The sequence below is a fragment of the Paraburkholderia graminis genome (genome assembly GCF_003330785.1).
In the GTDB taxonomy this organism is placed as follows: domain Bacteria; phylum Pseudomonadota; class Gammaproteobacteria; order Burkholderiales; family Burkholderiaceae; genus Paraburkholderia; species Paraburkholderia graminis.
Window position 1 is genome coordinate 1,164,396 of record NZ_CP024934.1, and the last position, 21,692, is coordinate 1,186,087.

Consider the following 21,692-nt stretch of genomic DNA (forward strand, 5'->3'; position numbering starts at 1 on the left):
AATCATCGAGGCAAGGACAATCCGTCAGGCGGTCATGACACTGGTTTTAAGCTGAGCTGATGGCGATTGCGCGCGTGCGCAGCCACGAAGGCCGCGCGCGCCGGACGACAGGCTTGCCATTTGCTGCTCCTCTCCAGCGGAGGGCATTCATGGCAAAGATTTCGAATGGGCGGGACATCGTCGTCGTTGCAGCGTCGCTCGGCGGCCTACAGGTGCTGAAGAAGATCGTCGGCGTGCTGCCGGCCGATCTTCCGGCGAGCGTGTTCATCGTCATGCACGTCGGCACGTGGCCGAGCCAGTTGCCACATCTGCTTGCGTCGGACAGCCGGCTACCGGTAGTCCATGCATCGGACGGCGAAGCAATCGAGAAGGGCACGATCTACGTCGCGCCACCCGACCGCCACATGTTGCTGCGCGACGATACGGTGGTGCTGTCGACCGGACCCAAGGAAAACTTCGCGCGCCCGGCCGCCGATCCGCTGTTTCGTTCGGCGGCGGTCAACTATGGCGCTCGCGCGATCGGCGTCGTGCTGACCGGCAAACTGGACGACGGCGCGGCGGGACTGAAGGCGATTCACGCGTGCGGCGGCTTCACCATCGTTCAGGACCCGTCGACTTGCGCGGCGCCCGACATGCCCGACGCTGCGCTTAAAGCTGTTCCCCCCGACGTGGTCGCGCCGATTGACGACATCGGTCCGGCCATCGTCAGAGCCTTGACAGACCGCACACCGAGGCGCATCGACATGGACGAAAGCGAGCGCGCCGCGCTGGAACTGAAGATTGCAGTGACCGGCTATTCTTCGCCCGCGGAAATGGAGCGGATCGGCCACCGAACGAGCCTGACCTGCCCGGAGTGCGGTGGCGTGATCTAGCGTATCGGCGAAGGGTATCCGCTGAGGTATCGCTGTCATACCGGGCATGCGTTTTCCGCGATGTCGCTCGAGTCGCGCCAGCGCTCCGGCGCCGAAGACGCGTTGTGGTCCGCTGTGCGGCGCCTCGAAGAAGAACTGCTGCTGGTACGTGACCGGCTTTCGCTCGCGGAAGCGACGCACAGCGACGACGCCGAAGCGCTGCGCGACGAAATAGCTCCGCTCGAGGCAGCGGTCGAGGCCGTCAGGCGCCTGGCGCTCGAGTCGGCCAAGTCGACGAGCAGTCAAAAGGTCGGCTAAGCGGCGGCCGAGTCGGCCACAACATTTCGGCCTGGTATGCGTTGAAAAATAGTCCGGGACCAGTTGCTATTGCTGCCACTAAAGCAGCGTGATCGACGCCGCCAGTTCGACGCACACGCCGCTGCCGCTTCAATCTCACCCTCATGCACGAATTTTGCTGGATGCGCCTCGAGTGCCTTGCAACGGGAGCGCATCATGGCGTGGGCCAGACCGGTACGGAACCTGATGGCGGCGTTAGCGGCGGCGTCGCTCGCCTATGGTTCGACGGCCTGCGCTCAGACCAGCGACGGCGACTGGCCGATGGCGGCGAAGAATTACCAGAACACGCGCTACAGCGAACTCGCTGAAATCAACACATCGAATGTGAGCCGGTTAAAGCCCGCGTTCACCTTCTCGACCGGCGTGCTGCGCGGCCAGGAAGCGGCGCCGCTCGTCGTGTCGAATACGATGTTCATCGTCACGCCGTATCCCAATCGCGTGTATGCGCTCGATCTGACGAAACCCGGCGCTCCCGTCAAATGGCAGTTCGATCCGGCGCCCAACGCGAGCGCGCAGGGTGTCGCGTGTTGCGACGTTGTGAACCGCGGCGCTGCGTATGCGGACGGTCGAATCTTCATCAACACGCTCGACGCACAAACCATCGCGCTCGATGCCGCGAGCGGCAAGGAATTGTGGCGCACGCGGCTCGGCGACATCAGCCGCGGCGAGACGACGACGATGGCGCCGCTCGTCGTCAAAGGCAAGGTGCTGGTCGGCAATAGCGGCGGCGAACTCGGCGTGCGCGGATGGCTGACCGCGCTCGACGCCGCGACCGGCCGCATCGTCTGGCGCGCGTATAGCACGGGGCCCGACAGCGACGTGCTGATCGGCGATCAGTTCAAGCCCTGGTACGGACAGGACAAGGGCAAGGATCTCGGCGTCACGACCTGGCCATCCGGTGCGTGGAAGATCGGCGGCGGCAACGTGTGGGGCTGGATTTCCTACGACCCCGACGCCAACCTGATCTATTACGGCACCGCGAACCCCGGCCCGTGGAATCCCGAGCAGCGTCCCGGCGACAACAAATGGACGGCCGGCATTTTCGCGCGCGATCCCGACACGGGGCAGGCGCGCTGGTTCTATCAATGGAGCCCGCACGATCTGCACGACTACGACGGCGTCAACGAAAACGTGCTGCTGACGCTCACCGTCGGCGGCAAGCCGAGGCAAGTGCTCGTGCATCCGGATCGCAACGGCTACGTGTACATGCTCGACCGGTTGACCGGCGAAGTGTTGTCGGCGAAACCGTTTGTTCATATCACGACGAGCGAGGGCGTCGATCTCAGGACGGGGCTGTTGAAATACAACCCGGCAACCGAACCGAAGGTCGGCCATTCGGTGCGCAACATCTGTCCGGTGTCGCCTGGCGGCAAGGACTGGCAGCCGTCCGCGTGGTCGCCGCGCACGGGCCTGCTGTATATCCCCCACCAGAATCTGTGCGAGGACGCCGAGGCTTACGCGACGAGCTACATCGCGGGTACGCCGTACGTGGGCGTCGATACGAAAATGTACGCCGGGCCCGGCGGCAATCGCGGCGAGTTCTCCGCGTGGGACCCGATTGCGGGCAAGAAGGCGTGGTCGATCAAGGAAGACTTTCCCGTGTGGAGCGGGGCGCTTGCCACGGCCGGCGACGTCGTTTTCTACGGCACGATGGACGGCTGGTTCAAAGCCGTCGACGCGCGCAGCGGTGCGCTCTTGTGGCAGTTCAAGACAGGCTCCGGGATCATCGGCCAGCCGGTTGCGTATCGCGGCCCGGACGGCAAGGAATACATCGCGATCCTCGCGGGCGTCGGCGGATGGGCCGGCGCGATCGTCTCGAACAATCTGGATCCGCGCGACGGCACAGGAGCCAAGGGCTTCGTCAACGCGATGCGCGATCTGCCGCAGCGCACGACCAAGGGGGGCACGCTCTATGTGTTCGCGCTTCCTTGAAATGTGTGTTGCGCGGCGTCTGGGTGGGCTGCCGCGTGCGGTTATTTTCGGTGTGCTGGGTTTGCTCGCCGTTGCGCTTGGCGCATGCGCTCATCGACCTGTCGACGAAGCCGCGTCCGGCGCGACCGAACTGCGCGTCTGCGCCGATCCCGACAATCTGCCGTATTCGAAAGAAGACGGCAGCGGCTTCGAAAACCACATCGCGCAGGTGCTCGCAAGCGACCTGCATCTGCGCCTCACTTACGCGTGGCTTCCGCAACGCCGCGGGTTCGTGCGCAAGACGGTCGGCGCGGGCTTATGCGATGTGTTCATCGGCGTGCCCGACGGCTTTGAGCGTCTGCTGCTGACGCGGCCTTACTATCGGTCGAGTTATGTGTTCGTGCAACGCGCGGCGGACCCGCCACTCGACGGCTTCGAACCGCGTGCGCTGTCGCAGCGCCGCATCGGCGTGCAACTGATCGGCGACGACCTCGCGGCGACGCCGCCCGCTTACGCGCTCGCGCGTGCGGGCGCGACCGACAACGTGACCGGCTATACCGTCTACGGCGACGGCCCCGCAAGCGAGCGCATGGTGAACGACATCGCGGCGGGCCGCATCGACGTCGCGCTTGGCTGGGGTCCGCAGCTTGCGTACTTCGCGACTCGCGCCGCTGTGCCGCTGACGGTCGAACGGGCCCGCCCGCCGGCTGGCTCGGCGCTGCCGTTCGAATTCTCCGTGGCGGTCGGCGTGAACCGCGCGAAGCCGGCGTTGCGCGATGAACTGCAAGCGGCGCTCGATCGTCGGCACGCGGAGATCGATGCGATTCTCGCGGACTACAACGTGGTTCGCGTGGACGCGCCGCGCGCGGTGTCGTCGGCTGCGAGGGAGAGTGCGCGATGACAGCCGTCCGCTTTCGTCGACAGATGCCTCGGGCGCTCTGGCTCATCGCGCCGGCCGTGATCGCGAGCGTCGCGTGCCTCGCGGGCTGCGAACGCGAACAGCGGCAATTGCATACGCCGCCGCCGGCTGCATCGGCGGCTTCGGCGGTGACCATGAGTTCGATACAACCGGTCGCTTCCGCCGTGACGACGAGCTCGACTCAACCCTTGGCCGCCGCTGTGAGCGCTACCGTTAGCAATCCCTATGAAAATAACGCGTACGCGGTCTCGCAAGGCAAGCGCCTGTTTCGCGCGTACAACTGCAGTGGTTGCCACGCGCAAGGCAGCGGCGATTCGGGTCCGGCGCTGATGGACGATAAGTGGATTTACGGCGCGGACCCGGCCAGCGTGTTCACGACCATCAAGCAAGGCAGGCCGAACGGCATGCCGGCGTTCGGCGGCCACGTTTCCGACGATCAGATCTGGCAAATCGTGGCCTACGTCCGTTCGATGAGCGGCCAGTTGCGCTCCGATATCGAACCGCCGCGCAGCGACAGTCTGCAGGCCGGCAAGCCCGAACAACGGCGCCCGCCGGAAGAGCCGAAGCGCTCTTCGGCGCCGCCCGCCGCGGAGCACTGACATGACTGCGCGAGTCGTTCTTCCGCTATCCGGCGCTGCCGCCATCGCAACCGCAACGGCAACCGTTCAGTCGGCGTGGGCCGCGCCATTGCAGGATGCGCTGCGACCGGCCGGTGTCCAGGCGAGGACCATCCTCGATCTGTTGAATCTGACGGTGATTGTCTGCACGGCAGTCTTCGCCGCCGTGCTGATCGCCTTCTTCTGGGCGCTGTGGCGCGCGCCGCGAGGCACGCGCGAAACGCCCGCCGATATGTCGACCGAGGCGGACTCCGCCGTGGGTCCGAAAGCGGTCGCGGAACCTGGCCTGAGAAGGGCGGTCATCGTCGCGACAATCGTGTCGACGGTATTGCTGTTCGGCCTCATTTTCGCCGACGTGCTGACCGACCGCGCGCTCGCGCGGCTTTCGATGCGCGATGCCGTGCAGATCGAAGTGACCGCGCATCAATGGTGGTGGGAGATACGGTACAACGATCCGCAAGCGTCGAACGTGTTCATTACGGCCAACGAGATGCACATTCCGGTCGGACAGCCCGTGCTCGTCACGCTTAAATCGTCGGATGTGATTCACTCGTTCTGGGTGCCGAATCTGCACGGCAAAAAAGATCTGATTCCCGGCCGCACCGCGACGATCCGTTTTCGCGCGGACCACGCGGGCGAGTATCGCGGCCAGTGCGCCGAGTTCTGCGGTTACGAACATGCGTTGATGTCGTTCCTCGTGATCGCCGAGACACCCGACAAATACGCGACCTGGCTCGCGCATCAGCGCCAGGATGCGCCGCCGCCGTCGAACGAACTCGAAACGCGCGGCGAGCAGATTTTCCTCACGCACAGTTGCGCGATGTGCCACACGGTGCAAGGCATCGGTGCGAACGCGGTGCTCGGGCCGGACCTGACTCATGTTGCTAGCAGGCAGACGCTGGCTGCGGGCACGCTGCCGAATACACCAGGACATCTCGCCGGCTGGATCGTCGACGCACAGCGCATCAAGCCCGGCACAGTGATGCCTCCCAACCCGCTGGCGCCCGATGAACTGCACGCGCTGCTGGCCTACATGGCGACGCTCAGATGAATCATGCCTCGATGACGGACCGGTTCGACGTGATCGACGAACCGCAAACCGACCCGCAGGAAGCCGACAGGCTCGAAGCAACCTGGCGCGACCCGCCGGGCTTCCTGGGCGTGTTCGCCGCGATCAATCACAAGACGATCAGCCGCCGCTTCATGACCACGACGTTCGGCTTTTTCGTCGCGGGCGGCATCCTCGCGCTGGTGATGCGCCTGCAGCTCGCGCGTCCGGGCAACCGGCTCGTCGGCCCCGACATTTACAACCAGTTGTTCACGATGCACGGCACCACGATGATGTTCCTGTTCGCCGTGCCGGTCATGCAGGCGGTCGCCGTCTACCTCGTGCCGCTGATGATCGGCGCGCGCAGCGTCGCGTTTCCGCGCATGAACGCATACGCGTACTGGGTGTTCCTGTTCGGCGGACTGATGCTCTATGTGGCGTTCGCACTCGACATCGGTCCCGACGCCGGATGGTTCGCCTATGTGCCGCTCTCGGGTCCGGACTATTCGCCGGGCAAGCGCATCGACTTCTGGGCGCAGATGATCACCTTCACCGAGTTGTCGGCGCTGCTCGAGGCTATCGTGCTGATCACCACGATCTTCAAGATGCGCGCGCCGGGCATGACGCTCAACCGCATGCCGCTCTTCGTCTGGAGCGTGCTCGTGACGTCGTTCATGGTGCTGTTCGCGATGCCGTCGGTGATGCTTGGCAGTACTGCGCTGATTCTCGACCGGCTCGTCGGCACGCATTTCTACAACCCCGGCGAGGGCGGCGACGTGGTGCTCTGGCAGCATCTCTTCTGGTTCTTCGGGCACCCGGAGGTGTATCTGATCTTCGTGCCGCCGCTCGGCTTTATCTCCAGCATCATTCCGACTTTCTCGCGACGGCCCGTATTCGGCTATCCGGCGATGGTCCTCGCGCTGATCGCGACGGCGTTTCTCTCGTTCGGACTGTGGGTTCACCACATGTTCGCGACAAATCTGCCCGATCTCGGCAAGAGCTTTTTTACGGCGGCGAGCATTATGATCGCCGTGCCTTCGGCGATCCAGATTTTCTGCTGGATCGCGACACTGTGGACCGGACGCCTCAGCTTCAAGACGCCGATGCTCTTCGTCCTCGCGTTCTTTTTCATTCTGGTGCTGGGCGGGCTGACGGGCATCATGCTCGCGTCGGTGTCGCTCGATTATCAGGTGCACGACACGTATTTCGTCGTCGCGCATCTGCATTACGTGCTGATCGGCGGCGCGGTGTTTCCGCTATTCGGCGCGTTCTACTACTGGTTCCCGAAGTTCACCGGACGCCTGCTCGACGAGGCGCTCGGGCGCTGGAATTTCTGGCTGTTCTTCATCGGCTTTAACGTCGCATTCTTTCCGATGCATCTGCTTGGGCTGCATGGCATGCCGCGCAGGGTGTACACGTATCCGTCGGGAATGGGATGGGACACGATGAATCTGACCGCGACGATCGGCGCGTCGATTATCGCCGTGAGCGTGCTGCTGTTTATCGTCAACGTGCTGCATAGCCGTCGACAAGGACTCGTTGCCGGCGACGATCCGTGGGGCGCCGGAACGCTCGAATGGAGCACCGCGTCGCCGCCGCACGCGGGCAATTTCGTGAAGGTGCCGGTCGTGCACAGCGGCTATCCGCTGTGGGACGCGCCGCGCGAACCTTCCACCGTCAGCGGACTGGATTCGAATAGCCGGCAGGTGCTGGTGACGAGCGTACTCGACGCGATGCCGGATCATCGGCCGGTCTTTCCGACGCCCAACATCTGGCCGTTCGTCAGCGCCGTGGCGACGACCGTGTTGTTCATCGGCTCCATCTTCACGCCGTGGGCGGTGGTGTGGGGCACCGTGCCCGTCGCTATCGCGATGACCGCGTGGTTCTGGCCGCGGCGGCGCGAAACCGATCAGCATCTCGCGCTGGAGAAACGCCCGTGACTACCGTTGACGAGCGCTATGCCGAGGGTCGGCCGCGCGCGGCCCGCAAGGCGATCCACGTCGGAGAGCTGCCGACGTATGGCTTCAGCCATCGCAGCCTGATGTGGTGGGGAACGATGGGACTGATGGTGATAGAAGGGACGGTGTTCGCCATCGCCGTCATGATGTACTTCTATCTGCGCACGCTCGCATCCGTCTGGCCGATGAACGCGCCAGGCCCCGGCCTGCTATGGGGCAGCGTGAATACGGCGATCCTCGTCGTGAGCATGTTGCCGAACCATCTCGCGAAGCGCGCGGCGGAGCGGGAGGATCGCGCGGCGTCGCGGCTCTGGCTGCTGGTGTGCCTCGCGTTTTCGTTCGCCTTTCTCGGCGTGCGGGCGCTGGAGTTCAAGGCGCTCAACGTGACCTGGTACGACAACGCTTATGGGTCCGTGCTGTGGATGCTGATGGGCTTGCATACCGTTCACCTGATCACCGATACGTTCGACACAGCCGTGCTCGACGTCCTGCTGTTCACGGGGCCAGTGGAAGGCAAGCGCTATGTCGACGTCAGCGAGAACGCCGCCTACTGGTACTTCGTCGTGCTTAGCTGGCTGCCGATTTATGCAGTCGTCTACTGGGCGCCGCGTTTGTGAGGAGATCGACATGGCAGTATGGTCCGCGCTATTGCTCGCGCCTTTCCTGACGCTCTCGAATCTGTCGCTGACCTATGCGCTGGTGCCGCGATCGTGCGATGCCGGCACGACCTGGATGCTGCACGCCGTGACGCTTGCGAGCGCGGTGTTGAGCGCGGCGGCGACGGTCGGCGCGTGGCGGCATTGGATGGGCGGCCTGTTTCCACCGGATGCCACCGCGGAAAGCACCGCGCGCGCGCATTTTCTCGCGCAGGTCGCGACGCTGGTCGGTCTGCTGTCGACGTTCGTGCTGTTCGCGCAGTATGTGCCGCAATGGGTGCTTCAGCCATGCGCGCAATGACGATCCGGCGATTTCCGTTGGCACGCATCGGTGGATGCGCGAGCGGGCTGGCGGCGCGGCGAGCGACGGTCAGTAAAGCGGTCCTCGCTTACGCGATGACGGGTCTCGCCGTCCTCATGCTGAGCGCGTGCGGACAACAGACGCCGCAACGCGAGCCGTTGACCGGCGGCGATCCGGCTCGAGGCCAGGCCTTGATCGTGCACGCCGGTTGTGGCTCGTGCCACACGATCGAGGGCGTGGAAGGCGCCAACAGCCTGGTCGGGCCGCCGCTCATGGGCCTTCGTCAACGGACGTACATCGGCGGAGTTGCGGCCAATTCGGCGACCAACCTCGAGCGCTGGCTGATGCATCCGCAAGCGTTCAGCCCGCGCACCGCGATGCCCGATCTCGGCCTCACCGAGGATCAGGCGCGCGACATTGCCGCTTATCTCTATCTGCATTGACGGGCTACAGGTGCGCCGGTTTGCATCGTGGCGCGCCGGCGTGGATGCGCTCGCAAAGATTCGGGGCTCGATCGTGAAGTGAGTCGCCACTGAGCCGCCTGTTACACTGCCGGGATTCGCGAGTCGTCCCAGTCATTCGGTAATCACGCTTGGGCTGTGCGGTCCACGGTTGGTATTTCGAGCGAAGACATTCCTGTTCTTAGGCAATCGGCGGCCGTCGCAACGGTCGAACGGCGGCTGCTGCACTTCGCTTTCCAACACTTACCACCGGTAGGGGACAACCTTTGAAACGCCTCAGCCTTGCGCTCATCGTGGCGTTGCTACGCACGCTTTCCGTACTTCCTTATAAATTCGTCGCACGGCTTGGAATCGTTATCGGCACGCTGCTGTATGCGCTTCCCGGCCGCCGCAAGCACATCGTGCTGGTGAACTTGCGGCTTTGCTTCCCCGAGAAGACGGCGCACGAACATCAACAGCTTGCGAAAGCGCACTTTCGCCACGTTGTCCGAAGCTATCTCGAGCGAGGCATTCAGTGGTTCGGCAGTGCGCAATCGATCCGGGACATCGTGCAGATCGAAAGCAAAATCGATCTCGACGACGAGTCCGCGCCGCCTACTATCTTCATGGGCTTTCACTTCGTGGGTATCGAGGTCGGCTGCATGCTGTACTCGACGCGCCTGCCGATTGCGTCGCTGTACACGCGCATGTCGAACGCAGGTCTATGTGAGCTGGCGAAGCGGCAACGCGGCCGGTTCGGCGCCGAGATGATCGAGCGCGGGTCGAGCGCCAAAAGGATCGTCGCGTTATTGCGGTCGGGCAAAGACGTGATGCTCGCGGCGGATATGGACCACGGCGTCGACAACTCTGTTTTCGTGCCTTTCTTCGGCGTTCCCGCCTGCACGCTGACGGCTGTTTCGCGTCTCGCGCGACTGGGGCGCGCGCGCGTCGTGCCGTTCGTGACCGAGGTGCTGCCGGACTACGAAGGCTACAAGCTGACGATCTTCGAGCCGCTCGCCGACTTTCCCTCGGACAGCGATGAGGTCGATGCGCGTCGAATGAACGCGTTTCTCGAAGAGCAGGTCGTTAGGTTTCCGGAACAATATTACTGGGTGCACCGGCGCTTCAAGCATCGGCCGCCGGGCATGGCACCGGTGTATTGAAGCGTTTGACTCGCTTGCGGCCTATCCACCTGGCGCGCGAGGCGGCGTGCCGTGACGCGCGAGGAAGCGGTCGAGTTCGCCGGCAAACGCTTTGCTGTCGCGCGCGGTGAAGGGCGCAGGGCCGCCCGTATCGATACCCGTATTGCGCAGTTGATCCATCACGTCGCGCATCGTCAGGCGCTCCTGGATGTTTTCGCGTGTGAACCGGTTGCCGCGCGGATCAAGCACATGCGCGCCCTTGTCGAGTACCGCGGCGGCGAGCGGTATGTCAGCGGTAATCACGAGATCGCCTGACGCGGCGAGTTCGACGATGCGCGCATCGGCCACGTCGAAACCGGCCGGCACCTGGATCGACCTGATAAACGGCGACGGCGGCGTGCGCAGATATTGGTTTGCGACCAGCGTCACGAGTATTTCGGCACGCCGCGCGGCCCGAAACAACATGTCTTTGATGACGGCGGGACAAGCGTCGGCGTCGACCAGGACTTGCATGAAGGCCATTCCAGCAGGTTAAAACGCGATCATATATCAACGGTGGCAGCGGTCCTGTTGTTGTCTCGGTGTTGCTTCGGTGTTGCTTCGGTGTACTTCGGTCGGCTGTCGTGGTCTACGGCCTGGCGGCGGAATCGTCGTCGCGGCGTTGCTCATCTTGCTGCTGTGGCTGGACACCTTCGGCGCCGCCAGGCGCATCGTCCTCGTTCGTTAGTTCGACTATTCCTTCCTCTTCCTTGACGATCGACGTTTCGACCGCCGTCGGTTTCGCCGGCCCCGACGGGCTATTGGCGTGTCTTCCTGTGCTCATAGAAATCTCCAGGCTGGATCGTGGATGACTTGGCGTTGCCGGTTCGCTGGCGAGTTGCAGCGAGCACTTCCGGCTGATTTCTCGCCGCAACCGGTATGCCACGCGCACGCCGACGCTTGGTGGATGACGCAACCGATCCGGTGTACCAAGTACACGTCGACTCGTAAATCCTTCAATTGCGCGGTTCAACGGAGCTGGTTGCCGCCGCTATTACGCTGACTGCCCCTGCATGTGCCGCGAAAATCGCGCTCGGGTATCGCGCTTGCGGCGTAGCGGTATTTTGTAGTCCGGCGCAAAAAAGGAGGCGCAATGAATCGAACCAAGCAATCATCCATGCCGAGCCGTGGCGAAGCCGATAGGCAACAGGCAAGCGGCGTTCGCCGCGAGCCCTCCGAGCAGGCGCGCGAAGACGCACGACGGGAGCGGCAGCAAACGGAGGTGTCCGGAAAGTCCCCGACGAGCGGCAGCGGCAACTCGCTCGGACCGGGAACCAGTCAGGCGAAAGGACGCAGTTGAGTGCGTGCTTTTTAGCGAGGCGTCTATCGGTCCGCGGCTTCCGGCACTGGTGCGTTCGTGATGCGCGTTGCAGTTTGCGGATCGGGCCGAAGGTAATGCAGCGTCGCGAGCGCGGCGAGCACGGTCACGATGGCGAGTCCATCTGCGAGCAACGAGAACGCGTCGACGTATTGTTCGCGTAAGAACGCTGCGCGAACGCCTGGCAGTCGCGCCGCGGCGCCGGCGAGATCGCCGGTCGCGAGCTGCTGAGCGGCGGCCGCAAGCCGGTCCCGGTCGATGCCGGGCAACGACGGCAACGACGGCAATGACGACAACGACGACAACGACGACAACGACGACAGCGCCGCGCGCAACCGTGCACTGACCAACGCCGAGAGCGCCGCACTGACCATCGCGAGCGCGAGCCCTTCGCCGGCCACGCGCGTCGTGCTGAAGATGCCTGTGGCCATGCCCGCGCGCTCCTTCGGCACGACGCTCACCGACAGTCCATCCATCAAGCCCCACGGCAGTCCCGCGCCGATGCCGATCGCGGCCATCGGCGCGAGCATCGCGAACGGCGTGGCGTCGGCGGGCAGTCTGCCGAGCCACACAAGCGCCGCCGCCGACATCAGCAAGCCCGCCGCCGACACGACGCCCGGCGACGCGTGACGCGTGAGCCACACCGCGAGTGACGGAACGAACAGCATCGGACCGCAGAGCGAGAGCATCATCAGGCCGGAGATCAACGGCGTATGGCCGTCGATGCCGACGAAGCGGATCGGCAGCAGCACCAGCAGCACAACGAAGCAATAGCAGGTCGCGATCGGCAGCATCTGCACGCCGATAAAGCGGCGATAGCGGAACAGCGACAGGTCGAGCATCGGATGCGCGCTGCGCCGCTCGATCGCGACGAATGCCGCGAGCGCGAACGCTGCCGCCACGAACAACGCGCGGATCGCCGGGTCCGACCAGCCGCGCGCGGGCGCTTCGAGAATGGCGACCGTGAACAGGCACAGCATCGCGGTGAAGCTGACGATGCCCGGCCAGTCGATGCGGCCGGCCGATGGATTGCGCGTCTCGCGCATCCACGGCGCCGCGAGTAGCAGGGCGATCACGCCGATGACCGCCGTCGACGCGAACACGGCACGCCAACCCGCTGCTTCGATCAAGCCGCCCGCGAGTACCGGGCCGAATGCGAGTCCCACGCCGAAGGTCGTCCCGAGCAGGCTGAACGCGCGCGTTTGCGCGTGGCCGTCGAACTCCTGCGCGAGCGCGGCCGAGCCGCCCGCGAGCGCGCCGGCTGCCGCGATGCCTTGCGCGCCGCGCAGCACATCGATCCAGACGATGTCTGGTGCGATCGTCAGCAGCAGCGAAAAAAGCGCGAACGCGGCGATGCCCGCGAGGAACACGCGGCGCCGGCCGAACTGATCCGACAGCGCGCCGGCGGCCATCAGGCAACTGCCGAACGACAGCATGAACGCGTTGGTGATCCAATTCAGCGCGACAGGACTGCCGCCGAGCGCGCGGCCGATCGCGGGCGTTGCTATCGCTCCCGCCGAGAAACTGAGCGGCAGCACGACGGCTGCCGAGCACACTCCGAGCAGCACCATCCAGCGGGCTGACGCGGGTCGATCGATTGAAGAAGTCATGATGTGTCCATCCAGGCGTGACGTGATGCCGGGCAGTCTAGTTGCGGACATTCAATCGATAAATGCCCGACAGGTACAATCAATGCGGACTTTAATTCCGTAATCTGCTGAGCGCCTTCCATGGAAAATCTCACCGGTATCGTCGCGTTCGTTCATACGGTCGAAGCACAGAGCTTCGTCGGCGCTGCGCGGCGGCTCGGGCTGTCCGCGTCGGCGGTGGGCAAGAGCGTGGTTCGGCTGGAGACGCGGCTTGGCGTGCGGCTGCTGCAGCGGAGCACGCGGCGCGTCAGCGTGACGGAAGACGGCGAGCGCTTTTATGAACGCTGCCGTCGCATCCTCGACGCGCTCACCGATGCGGAGACGATGATGCTGCAGGCCAACGCCGCGCCGCGCGGCCGCCTGCGCGTGACGTTGCCGACCATCGGCTATCGCTTCCTGCTGCCGGTCGTCCCCGAGTTCATGCAGCGTTATCCCGACGTCGAGCTGGAACTGGATTTCAACGACCGCATCGTCGACGTGATCGCAGGCGGCTTTGACGCGGCCATCCGCAGCGGCGATCTCGCCGATTCACAGTTGACCGCGCGCCGTCTCGGACCTTTTCGCTTCGTGTTGTGCGCGACGCCCGCTTACTTTGCGCAACACGGCGTGCCGCGCGTGCCCGCCGATCTCGCGCGGCACGCTTGCATCCGCTTTCGCTTTCCGACCACCGGCAAGCTGCACGACTGGCAGTTCCGCGACCAGCCCGCGAACTTCGTGGCGTCGTTTCCGACGGTGCTCACCTGCAATAACATGGAGGCGTTGCGCGGCGCGACTGTGCTCGGACTCGGCATCGGCTATATGCCCGACTTCCTCGTGCGCGACGATCTCGCCGCCGGCACGCTGCGAACCGTACTCGACGCGCATCTGAAACACGAAGGCCAGTTCTCGGTGCTGTGGCCGTCGAGCAGGCAACTGTCGCCGAAGCTGCGCGTGTTCGTCGATTTCCTTGCTGAACGGCTGTTTGGCGGTCGCGAGGGTTAGCGGCAACCGGAGGAAGGCTCTTATATGCAACCTGTTTTCGAAACGCCTCGCTTGATATTGCGGCCGCGGACGCTAGCGGATACGGATGAATGTCTTGCGATGGATCGAGATCCGCTGGTCACGCGCTTCGTCGATGGGCCCTGGTCGGACGCACGGAAGCATCGCGCATTCGTCGAAGCGCGCACGCTCGGCCCGTACCCGGCGGGCATGGGCTATTGGACGATCAGAAGCCGGAATGATGCGGCGGATTTTCTTGGGTGGGTTCTCCTGATTCCCGCGGATGCTGTTGGACCGGAGATTGAAATTGGGTGGCGCTTGCCGCGAAAAGCGTGGGGCTCGGGCATAGCGACGGAGGCTGCAACAGCGGTGCTGCAGCATGCTTTCGCAACGCTGCGTTTGGCGGAAGTGGTGGCTGAAATCGATCCGTTGAACCTGGCGTCTATTCGCGTTGCGGAGAAGCTTGGGTTGGTGCGGCGAGGGGATGTCGTGGGGCACGGAAGGAAGATGGTTCGGTATGCGTCGATGGAAAAGTTGTGATCGACGTGTTCAGTTGGCCTTGTCAGAGTTTCAGTTGGCCAGGAAGACGCCGATGAACTCATCGCCGACCTTAGCAATGCCCTGCGGCCGGACTGCTCCTCGACTTGAAAACTGACATTTGCACGATTCGGCGTCAGCACACGCGATGCATAAAAAAATGAAGATCCCGCCTGGAGTCACGAACGAAGAGCTTTGGCGCAAGCATTGCCGGAAGATTCGCGCCCGAGCGCTGGACTTGCTCGAAGGTCGCCTCGGCGTCATTGAAGCCGCTCGCGCCATGCTTCAATTGGCGTATTGGACCAAGGTTGAGGGCGAGCCGGAGTTTCTACTGTTCCGCGCGATTGCATCGGCGACCGATGATCTTCCGGTTGGCAGCGTCCGTGCGTACTGGGCGGCAGATGCGCTGGAACGTGAGGACGTCCGTATTGATGCTGCCGAGAAATTGTGGAATGAGAAGGCGGTCGCCGCTGCGGAAAAGCTGGTGGAGCGATATCAATGGACGGTTCCCCCACAACCTGGAAGTCAACGACCGAAATTAACTTGCGACATGCAAGCGATGTTAGAATCCAGCCATGAAGACGACGTGTAAAGAAGACCTTCGGTCCCATTGCGCGGTCAATTACGGCGTGGAGATCTTCGGCGACCGGTGGTCGCTGCTGATCATTCGCGACATCGTGTTTGCTGGCAAGAAGACGTATGGCGAATTCCTGAAATCGGAAGAGGGAATCGCGACCAACGTGCTGGCTACGCGCCTTGCGTTTCTTGAAGAGCAAGGCATTCTCTCGAAGGCGCCCAGCCCCGAGGACAGGCGCAAGGACTTCTACACGCTGACCGAGAAGGGTCTCGACCTGATTCCGATCGTGCTTAGCATAGTCGTTTGGAGCGCCAGGCACGATTCGAAGTCGTACGTGAGGCGCCGCAAGGACTTCGTTGCACGTTTGAAGGCAAGCCCGGTGCAGGTGAGCGAAGAAGTGAAGGAACTGGTCCGCAATGGCGGATGTATTTTTCCTGAGAGTAGGGAGTGAGCGGGAGGCAGTCCGCGACGGGACAGTGACGGCATCGTTGCGTCCATCATTCACTATCGCATCGACGGTGCTCAGATAGCTTCCCATCACACGTCCCGTTCATTCATCAGTTCCACCACCCAATCAATAAACACACGCAGCTTCGCGCTGACGTGGCGGTTCGGCGGATACGCGATGTAAAGCGGCATCGGATCGAGCTGCCAGTCCTCGAATAGTGCGACCAGTTCGCGTCGTTTCAGATGCGCTTTCGACATATAACGCGGCAGCCACATGATGCCGAGCCCCGCGACTCCGGCCGCGAGATAGGCGTTGCCGTCGTCCACCGCGAGCGCGTAGCGGCCTTGCACCTTTGCCGTTTCCCCTGCACGACGCATGACGGCCGGATAGAGATTGCCCGCGCGTCCCCACGAAAACCCGACAATACGGTGATGCGAGTTTTCAAGCTCCGCGGGATGCGAAGGCACACCCGCCAACGCCAGATATCCAGGCGAAGCGAACACGCCGAGCGCAAGATCCGCCACGCGCCGGGCCACCATCGACTGATCGTTCGGCTCGCCGCCACGCACGACGCAATCCACGTTCTCGCCGATCATATCGACGGTGCGGTCGCTGACGCCCATGTCGAGTTGAATGTCCGGATAGCGGGCGAGAAATGCCGGAAGCGCCGGGATAAGGATCAGGCGGGCGAGCGGACTCGGCACGTCCACGCGAAGGCGGCCTCGCGGTGCCGCCGATGCGCTCGAGAGACTCGTCTCGGCGTCATCCATGTCGGCGAGCAATCGCGTCACGCGCTCGTAATACGCGATGCCGTCGGGCGTGACGTTGATCCTGCGCGTCGTCCGGTTCAGCAGCCGGACGCGCAAGCGCGCCTCCAGTTGCTGAACCAGATGCGTCACCGTGGTCTTGCTCATATGCAGCGTCTCGGCCGCTTTCGTGAAGCTGCCTGCCTCGACGACCCGGACGAAAGCGCGCATTGCGTCGAAGCGGTCCATGAACGTTTGCCTCGTGATTAGATTGTTTGCATTCTACAAATAGTCATGGACAGCGTTGACGGTTTATCGCGCACGCGTCGATCGGTAGAGTGAGCTGATCGAAACCAGCGATTGATCAATGGAGGCGAAAGTGGCAAAGCGCGATGTGATATTTCCGCCGGGACGTCGGGCGCTTTACGAGCGTAACCGGTATTCACCGGCCGTGAGGGCGAACGGGTTGCTGTTCGTATCAGGCCAAGTCGGCAGCCGCGACGACGGCACGCCTGAACCGGATTTGCAGGAGCAGGTGCGTCTCGCGTTTAGGAACCTGAATGCGATCCTGCACGAGGCCGGATGCACATTCGACGATGTGGTCGACGTGACCGTGTTCATGGTCGACCCGCAATCGACATTCGAGCGCGTGTGGCAGGTCGTTCCCGAATTCTGGGGCGACGCGCCGCATCCGGCGCTCACCGCAGTCGGAGTGACATGGCTCTACGGCTTCGACTTCGAGATCAAGGTAATTGCGAAGCTTCCTCTGAACGACTGATGTGCCGGTCAGGCGCGTTGGCCGGCGTCGAGCGGAAAGCGCTGACCAGCGTGCGCAACGCCGCGCGGACCTGCGCGTCAGACGTCGACGAATACAACACGACTTCGCGCGACGGCAGCGGCGGCAAGCCGAGTCGCGGGCCGACATCGACCGTGCCCGGCGGCGCGACGCGCAACGCGAGGGCGGCGACCGCGAGCCCCGCTTGCGTGGCCGCGCCGATCGTCCCAATGCCGCCGCCGACGAATACCTCGACCCACGGCACGCGTGCTTCATCGAGCGCGCTCACGGCCATTGCCCGCACACGGCAGGGGTAAGCCTGAGTCGCGAGCCGCAGCGGCTGCCCTGCGTGATGAACCCAGTCGGGTGTCGCTATCCAGCCGAACGGTTCGTTGAGCAGCGTTTCGCCGTCGCGGCGGCTGTCGTCATGCCGCAGGACGAGCGCGGCGTCCAGTGCGCCGCTGTCGAATTGCGCTTCGATATCGCGCGAACTCGATACGCGCATCTCAACCAGCAGACCCGGATCGGCGCGATGCATATGCCGCAGCAGCAGCGGCAATTCATTGCCGACGATGTGATGACTGATGCCGACTTTGAGCGTGATGCGCTCGCGCGCCAGCGCGCTGAGCGCGTCGTCGTGCGCGCCGAGCAGATTGCGCGCGGCCTGCAGAAAGATTTCGCCCTTCGGCGACAGACGCACCATGCGCGGCGTGCGTTCGATCAGGCGGTGGCCGAGCCGTTCTTCGAGCCGTTTGAGCTTGATGCTGATTGCCGATTGCGTGCTGTTCAGCGCATCGGCCGCGCGCGTGAAGCTGCGGAGATCGGCAACCAGCACGAAAGCCTGTACCGCTTCGAAATCGAGTGTTTTCATGACGATCCATTCGATTATGTCATCACAGAAATACGCGGCAGCCGGTTTGAAAGCAGCACGTTTCGTGACACGCTAACGTCATCCGTTGCATTGCGCAAGCAGACGTGCGGCTTCCCGGCGTCTGCCGTTCGATGCATGGTCCACGATGGATCGATCACGAAGAAACGCCATGTCCGACATTGAACAGGCTCACTATGACGACGCTATTTATCCGCGGATTCCGCCGGATGGCGACCCCGTTACGTTCGACGCGCAGCAGGCATTGTTCGCGTACCTAACCGGTTTATGTTGTGGGGCATTGATCATTCTCGCGACGACCGCAGCGGTGTGCGAGGTAATGCGTTTGCTGTGAGACCGCGCGCAAGCTCACGTCTTGCGCAAATGCGGACGGAGCGCAAGCGCGAGTGGCAAGACCGCCAGCGCCGTGGCCGCGGTCGCAAGCGTAGCGCCGTGTGCGCCGATCCCGTCGCCGAGAAAACCATAAGCCACCGGAGACAGCGCGCCCGAGGCGATAGTGCCGGTATAGAAGAGCGCAAACGCCCGCTCGGTCCGCTCGACCGAAGTCAGTTCGGGCACCGTTCCATAAAGCACCGACGATGTGCCGTTGAGCATCGCGCCGAGCAGCGGCAACAAGACGAGGGCGGGCGTCAATGGCAGGTAAAGCACGGCAAGAATCAGCGCGGCCGTGCCGCCTTCGGTTGCAAACACAGTGCCGATGACGCCCATGCGTGCGCCGAGCCAGCCGCACACGAACTTGCCCGCCGCGCCTCCGATGAAGACGAGCGCGAGCGCCGTGCCCATCATCGGCGGCGAGATGCCTTTCGCTTTCAGCAGGAATGGCAGAAAGGTCAATAAGCCCATGCGCACGGCGGTGTCGAGTACGCCGATCGTGAACAGCAGTGAGAAGCCCGAGCGCGAACCGTTGCTGTTGTGGCTCGGCGCTTCGGCTGTGGAAGCCTCGCTTGCTGGTATCGAAGGGAGAAAAAGTGCAATGACGACGGCGACTAAAACGCCGATGGCCGACATGGCCCAGAGCGCATGACGCCACGGCATGACGGTGATCAGAAGCGAAATAGCCGCAGGAAGCGCGGATTTTCCAAGGTCGCCTGCAAAGTTGTAGACGCTCAGCGGCCCGCGAGCGTTGCGTCCATATGCGCGCGCGACTGCTCCCGAAGCCAGCGGATGTTGCGTGCTCGAACCGCTTCCCGAGATGGCGAGCGCGATGCATAAACCCAGCAACGTTCCCGACATGCCGGCGACTGCGTAGCCCAGCGCGGCCAGCAACGTACCCAACGCGAGGGTCAGAGGCGTGCCCCAGGCGCGCGCGAGGCGCCCGGCGGGCAATTGCAGCGTCGCCATCGTGCCCGCATAGACGCCGCGCACGATAGCGAGGGCGCCATAACCGAGTCCGAAGTCCGTCTGCCAGACCGGCAGCAACGCGTAGATCATGTCGGTGTAGCCGTCGTGCAGCGCGTGCGCCGTGCATGAGAGCCAGAGCACGCGCGCGCGCGAAACGGAGGACGAGTTACCGGATGCGTTGGCCGCCGCCGTCGTTGGCAACGAGGAAGAGAAAGGTCTCATGGTTCAATCGAGTGGTGAAAGCGCGCGGCCTGGCGACTGCTCGAGCGTTTGTTGAAGCGCACCCATAGTCTATGGGTCGTCGGGAGCGGCGCACAACTGACGTAAAATAGCGTCAGACGGGAGAAAAAGTCACCACATGGACACAGACGAACGCACGGGTAAGCAGGCCGGAAACCTGCCTCCGTTGAATGCATTGCGGCACTTCGAGGCGGTCGCGCGGTTGGGCAGTTTCGCCGCGGCGGCGAGCGATCTGCACGTCACGCACTGGGCGGTCGGCAAGCAGATCCGAATGCTGGAAGACTGGTTCGGAGTGCCTCTCTTTGAGCGCCGCTCGCGCGGCGTCGTCCCGACCGACGAGGGCGCCGCTCTGCTCAATGATGTCAAAGGTGCGTTTTCGCGGCTGAGCAGTTCGGTCACGCGGCTGCGCCACGAATCGATTACGCGTCGTGTTACCGGCGTCGTGCGCGTGAATACGCTGGCGAGCTTCGCGTTGTGCTGGCTCATACCGCGTCTGACCGATTTCCGCGCTCTTTATCCGGACATCGATGTGCGGCTTTCGACAACCTCACGCAAGCTGCGTTATGTCGGCGGCGCATTCGACATCGGCGTGCGTTCGGGACCCGAGGACGCAGCGGGCCTCACGTCGACGCCGCTGATGCCCGACCTGCGCCTGCCCGCCTGTAGTCCAGCGGTGCTGCAAAGCCATCCGATCAGGACGGTTGCCGATTTGCGAAATCACACGCTGCTTCACTCGATGAGCACGCGCACGGCATGGTCCGACTGGTTACGCGAGGCCGGCGCGCCGGGCTTGCAGGGCGCGGGCCATCTCGACTTCGATCATGTCTTTCTGCAACTCGGCGCGGCGGCGGAAGGGCTCGGCGTGACGTTGGCATCGCTGCCGCTGATCGAGCGCGACATCGCGACGGGGCGTCTTGTGTGTCCGATATCCGAGCCCGCGGGGCGCGGACCCGATTACACCCTGGTCGTGAACACCGACCGGGCCCGCGACGACGCGGTCATCGCATTCGAGAAATGGATTCTCGCGGCCGCGGCGCGCAGTTCGGTGGTGCCGGCTCGACGCACATCGCGCAGGAAAGGGGCGCGGCGATAGGTGGCTCGACCACGCGACGCGCGGACTTATCGATCAGTCCAACGATGCCGGCGCGACCGATGCTCCCGCAATCCCATGTCGCGCCAGTGCTTCGGCGACGAACCCGGACGCTTTCATTTCCTCGACGAAGCTGCGCAGCGCGGATGCGGCCGCTTCGCCGCGGCTTTTCGGCGTGCCCATCGCCTGTTGAATCACCATGAAGCGCTCGTCGAGCAGGCGCAGGCCGGAAGCGGCTCGCGCATCGGCTTCAAGTTGCTGCTTCACGCCCGCGGCGACTTCCAGCCCCTGTTCGAGGAACGTTTGCACGACCGTCGGCGACGTCGGCGCGCGAACGATTTGCGCGGCCTTCAACTCTCGCGTGAGAAAGAGATCGTAAGCGCTGCCTTTGCCGACCGCGACGCGGTTATGCGGCTGATCGACGTCCGCGTTGGTCCGCACAGGCGAGTCGTCGCGCACCAGATAGAAGCCTTCGATCAGCACATACGGCGCCGTGAATGCGATGGTCTCGCCACGCAACGGATCGACGGCGAAAAAGCCGAAGTCGGCGCGCTCTTCGCTGACGGCCTGCACCGATTTGCCCGCGGCGTCGAACACCACCAGTTCGAGCTCGACGCCGAGCTGCCTCGCGAACGCTCGCGCGAGATCGACGGAAACGCCGAACGGCTCGCCGGTTTGCGGGTCCTTGTTGGCGAGGATCGGATTGCCTAGGTTGATCGACGCGCGTAGTTTGCCGGTCGGGGTGAATGCGGAAATGACAGGTTGGGTGAGGATCATGGTGTTGTCTCGCGGGAAGATGAGCGCCGGCGTGAAGTCGTTCGGTTTGAACTACATCAGCACAATATCGTACTGTTTGTTTTTGGGC

Annotated in this window: 26 protein-coding genes; 19 read left to right on the forward strand and 7 right to left on the reverse strand. The window is 63.7% G+C overall.

Annotated elements, in window-relative coordinates:
* Positions 1 to 149 precede the first annotated feature (149 nt).
* The 11 genes from CUJ91_RS05220 (at position 150) to CUJ91_RS05270 (ending at position 10,221) form a co-directional block, all read left to right on the forward strand.
* Positions 150 to 872 carry a chemotaxis protein CheB gene (locus CUJ91_RS05220; RefSeq protein ID WP_161966566.1) on the forward strand — a complete coding sequence of 241 codons (723 nt, stop codon included), beginning with the start codon at positions 150 to 152 and terminating at the stop codon, positions 870 to 872.
* 60 nt (positions 873 to 932) lie between these two features.
* Positions 933 to 1,169 (forward strand): hypothetical protein, encoded by a 237-nt coding sequence (locus CUJ91_RS05225; protein ID WP_114155972.1) that lies wholly within the window; start codon positions 933 to 935, stop codon positions 1,167 to 1,169.
* Positions 1,170 to 1,364: 195 nt separating this feature from the next.
* On the forward strand, positions 1,365 to 3,140 hold the full coding sequence (locus tag CUJ91_RS05230) for a methanol/ethanol family PQQ-dependent dehydrogenase (protein ID WP_029969950.1): 1,776 nt from the start codon (positions 1,365 to 1,367) through the stop codon (positions 3,138 to 3,140).
* On the forward strand, positions 3,121 to 4,020 hold the full coding sequence (locus CUJ91_RS05235) for a substrate-binding domain-containing protein (protein WP_114155973.1): 900 nt from the start codon (positions 3,121 to 3,123) through the stop codon (positions 4,018 to 4,020). The genes CUJ91_RS05230 and CUJ91_RS05235 overlap by 20 nt, the downstream gene beginning before the upstream one ends.
* Entirely contained in the window at positions 4,017 to 4,637 is a 621-nt protein-coding gene (locus CUJ91_RS05240) for a c-type cytochrome (protein WP_114155974.1), read from the forward strand. Before CUJ91_RS05235 ends, CUJ91_RS05240 begins: the two co-directional genes overlap by 4 nt.
* A 1-nt stretch (position 4,638) precedes the next feature.
* A complete protein-coding gene (gene coxB, locus CUJ91_RS05245) occupies positions 4,639 to 5,706 on the forward strand; it encodes a cytochrome c oxidase subunit II (protein WP_208716153.1) in 1,068 nt (355 codons plus the stop codon).
* 11 nt (positions 5,707 to 5,717) lie between these two features.
* On the forward strand, positions 5,718 to 7,643 hold the full coding sequence (ctaD, locus tag CUJ91_RS05250; RefSeq protein ID WP_374710152.1) for a cytochrome c oxidase subunit I: 1,926 nt from the start codon (positions 5,718 to 5,720) through the stop codon (positions 7,641 to 7,643).
* On the forward strand, positions 7,640 to 8,278 hold the full coding sequence (locus CUJ91_RS05255) for a cytochrome c oxidase subunit 3 (protein WP_029969943.1): 639 nt from the start codon (positions 7,640 to 7,642) through the stop codon (positions 8,276 to 8,278). The genes ctaD and CUJ91_RS05255 overlap by 4 nt, the downstream gene beginning before the upstream one ends.
* Positions 8,279 to 8,288: 10 nt before the next feature.
* Positions 8,289 to 8,618 carry a hypothetical protein gene (locus tag CUJ91_RS05260; protein WP_006048329.1) on the forward strand — a complete coding sequence of 110 codons (330 nt, stop codon included), beginning with the start codon at positions 8,289 to 8,291 and terminating at the stop codon, positions 8,616 to 8,618.
* A gap of 17 nt (positions 8,619 to 8,635) precedes the next feature.
* A complete protein-coding gene (locus tag CUJ91_RS05265) occupies positions 8,636 to 9,061 on the forward strand; it encodes a c-type cytochrome (RefSeq protein ID WP_244230971.1) in 426 nt (141 codons plus the stop codon).
* A 284-nt stretch (positions 9,062 to 9,345) separates the two neighbouring features.
* Positions 9,346 to 10,221 (forward strand): lipid A biosynthesis lauroyl acyltransferase, encoded by an 876-nt coding sequence (locus CUJ91_RS05270; RefSeq protein ID WP_029969940.1) that lies wholly within the window; start codon positions 9,346 to 9,348, stop codon positions 10,219 to 10,221.
* 21 nt (positions 10,222 to 10,242) lie between these two features.
* Here CUJ91_RS05270 and CUJ91_RS05275 read toward each other — a convergent pair whose 3' ends face one another.
* On the reverse strand, positions 10,243 to 10,713 hold the full coding sequence (locus CUJ91_RS05275; RefSeq protein WP_006048326.1) for a YaiI/YqxD family protein: 471 nt from the start codon (positions 10,711 to 10,713) through the stop codon (positions 10,243 to 10,245).
* A 115-nt stretch (positions 10,714 to 10,828) separates the two neighbouring features.
* Positions 10,829 to 11,023, reverse strand: a complete 195-nt coding sequence (locus CUJ91_RS05280; RefSeq protein WP_114155977.1) for a hypothetical protein — start codon at positions 11,021 to 11,023, stop codon at positions 10,829 to 10,831.
* 309 nt (positions 11,024 to 11,332) lie between these two features.
* On the opposite strand from CUJ91_RS05280, the gene CUJ91_RS34590 reads away from it, so the two are divergent.
* A complete protein-coding gene (locus tag CUJ91_RS34590) occupies positions 11,333 to 11,539 on the forward strand; it encodes a hypothetical protein (protein WP_132384614.1) in 207 nt (68 codons plus the stop codon).
* Between the two features lie 23 nt (positions 11,540 to 11,562).
* Here the strand turns inward: CUJ91_RS34590 and CUJ91_RS05285 are convergent, their stop codons facing one another.
* Positions 11,563 to 13,167: an MFS transporter gene (locus CUJ91_RS05285; RefSeq protein ID WP_244230972.1), complete on the reverse strand. Its 1,605-nt coding sequence runs from the start codon at positions 13,165 to 13,167 to the stop codon at positions 11,563 to 11,565.
* 120 nt (positions 13,168 to 13,287) lie between these two features.
* Here CUJ91_RS05285 and CUJ91_RS05290 point away from each other — a divergent pair, with 120 nt between their 5' ends.
* The 4 genes from CUJ91_RS05290 (at position 13,288) to CUJ91_RS05310 (ending at position 15,749) form a co-directional block, all read left to right on the forward strand.
* The gene (locus CUJ91_RS05290) at positions 13,288 to 14,187 is read left to right on the forward strand and encodes a LysR family transcriptional regulator (protein WP_006048322.1); all 900 of its coding nucleotides are present in this window, start codon (positions 13,288 to 13,290) and stop codon (positions 14,185 to 14,187) included.
* 24 nt (positions 14,188 to 14,211) lie between these two features.
* Positions 14,212 to 14,724 carry a GNAT family N-acetyltransferase gene (locus tag CUJ91_RS05295; RefSeq protein ID WP_006048321.1) on the forward strand — a complete coding sequence of 171 codons (513 nt, stop codon included), beginning with the start codon at positions 14,212 to 14,214 and terminating at the stop codon, positions 14,722 to 14,724.
* A gap of 157 nt (positions 14,725 to 14,881) precedes the next feature.
* On the forward strand, positions 14,882 to 15,313 hold the full coding sequence (locus tag CUJ91_RS05305) for a hypothetical protein (protein ID WP_175130879.1): 432 nt from the start codon (positions 14,882 to 14,884) through the stop codon (positions 15,311 to 15,313).
* Entirely contained in the window at positions 15,297 to 15,749 is a 453-nt protein-coding gene (locus CUJ91_RS05310; RefSeq protein ID WP_006048319.1) for a winged helix-turn-helix transcriptional regulator, read from the forward strand. The genes CUJ91_RS05305 and CUJ91_RS05310 overlap by 17 nt, the downstream gene beginning before the upstream one ends.
* Positions 15,750 to 15,835: 86 nt before the next feature.
* Here the strand turns inward: CUJ91_RS05310 and CUJ91_RS05315 are convergent, their stop codons facing one another.
* The gene (locus CUJ91_RS05315) at positions 15,836 to 16,741 is read right to left on the reverse strand and encodes a LysR family transcriptional regulator (protein WP_029969921.1); all 906 of its coding nucleotides are present in this window, start codon (positions 16,739 to 16,741) and stop codon (positions 15,836 to 15,838) included.
* 130 nt (positions 16,742 to 16,871) lie between these two features.
* Between CUJ91_RS05315 and CUJ91_RS05320 the strand changes: the two genes are divergently transcribed.
* On the forward strand, positions 16,872 to 17,270 hold the full coding sequence (locus tag CUJ91_RS05320) for a RidA family protein (RefSeq protein WP_114156686.1): 399 nt from the start codon (positions 16,872 to 16,874) through the stop codon (positions 17,268 to 17,270).
* Here the strand turns inward: CUJ91_RS05320 and CUJ91_RS05325 are convergent.
* Positions 17,236 to 18,138, reverse strand: a complete 903-nt coding sequence (locus tag CUJ91_RS05325; protein WP_114155979.1) for a LysR family transcriptional regulator — start codon at positions 18,136 to 18,138, stop codon at positions 17,236 to 17,238. The two genes, CUJ91_RS05320 and CUJ91_RS05325, sit on opposite strands and share 35 nt — an antisense overlap.
* A gap of 169 nt (positions 18,139 to 18,307) precedes the next feature.
* Here CUJ91_RS05325 and CUJ91_RS05330 point away from each other — a divergent pair, with 169 nt between their 5' ends.
* Positions 18,308 to 18,490 carry a hypothetical protein gene (locus tag CUJ91_RS05330; RefSeq protein WP_114155980.1) on the forward strand — a complete coding sequence of 61 codons (183 nt, stop codon included), beginning with the start codon at positions 18,308 to 18,310 and terminating at the stop codon, positions 18,488 to 18,490.
* 14 nt (positions 18,491 to 18,504) lie between these two features.
* Here the strand turns inward: CUJ91_RS05330 and CUJ91_RS05335 are convergent, their stop codons facing one another.
* Positions 18,505 to 19,719: an MFS transporter gene (locus CUJ91_RS05335; RefSeq protein WP_208716155.1), complete on the reverse strand. Its 1,215-nt coding sequence runs from the start codon at positions 19,717 to 19,719 to the stop codon at positions 18,505 to 18,507.
* A 136-nt stretch (positions 19,720 to 19,855) separates the two neighbouring features.
* Here CUJ91_RS05335 and CUJ91_RS05340 point away from each other — a divergent pair, with 136 nt between their 5' ends.
* Positions 19,856 to 20,830 carry a LysR substrate-binding domain-containing protein gene (locus tag CUJ91_RS05340; RefSeq protein ID WP_053857771.1) on the forward strand — a complete coding sequence of 325 codons (975 nt, stop codon included), beginning with the start codon at positions 19,856 to 19,858 and terminating at the stop codon, positions 20,828 to 20,830.
* Positions 20,831 to 20,863: 33 nt separating this feature from the next.
* Here CUJ91_RS05340 and CUJ91_RS05345 read toward each other — a convergent pair whose 3' ends face one another.
* A complete protein-coding gene (locus CUJ91_RS05345; protein ID WP_114155982.1) occupies positions 20,864 to 21,604 on the reverse strand; it encodes an ABC transporter substrate-binding protein in 741 nt (246 codons plus the stop codon).
* Positions 21,605 to 21,692: the final 88 nt, after the last annotated feature.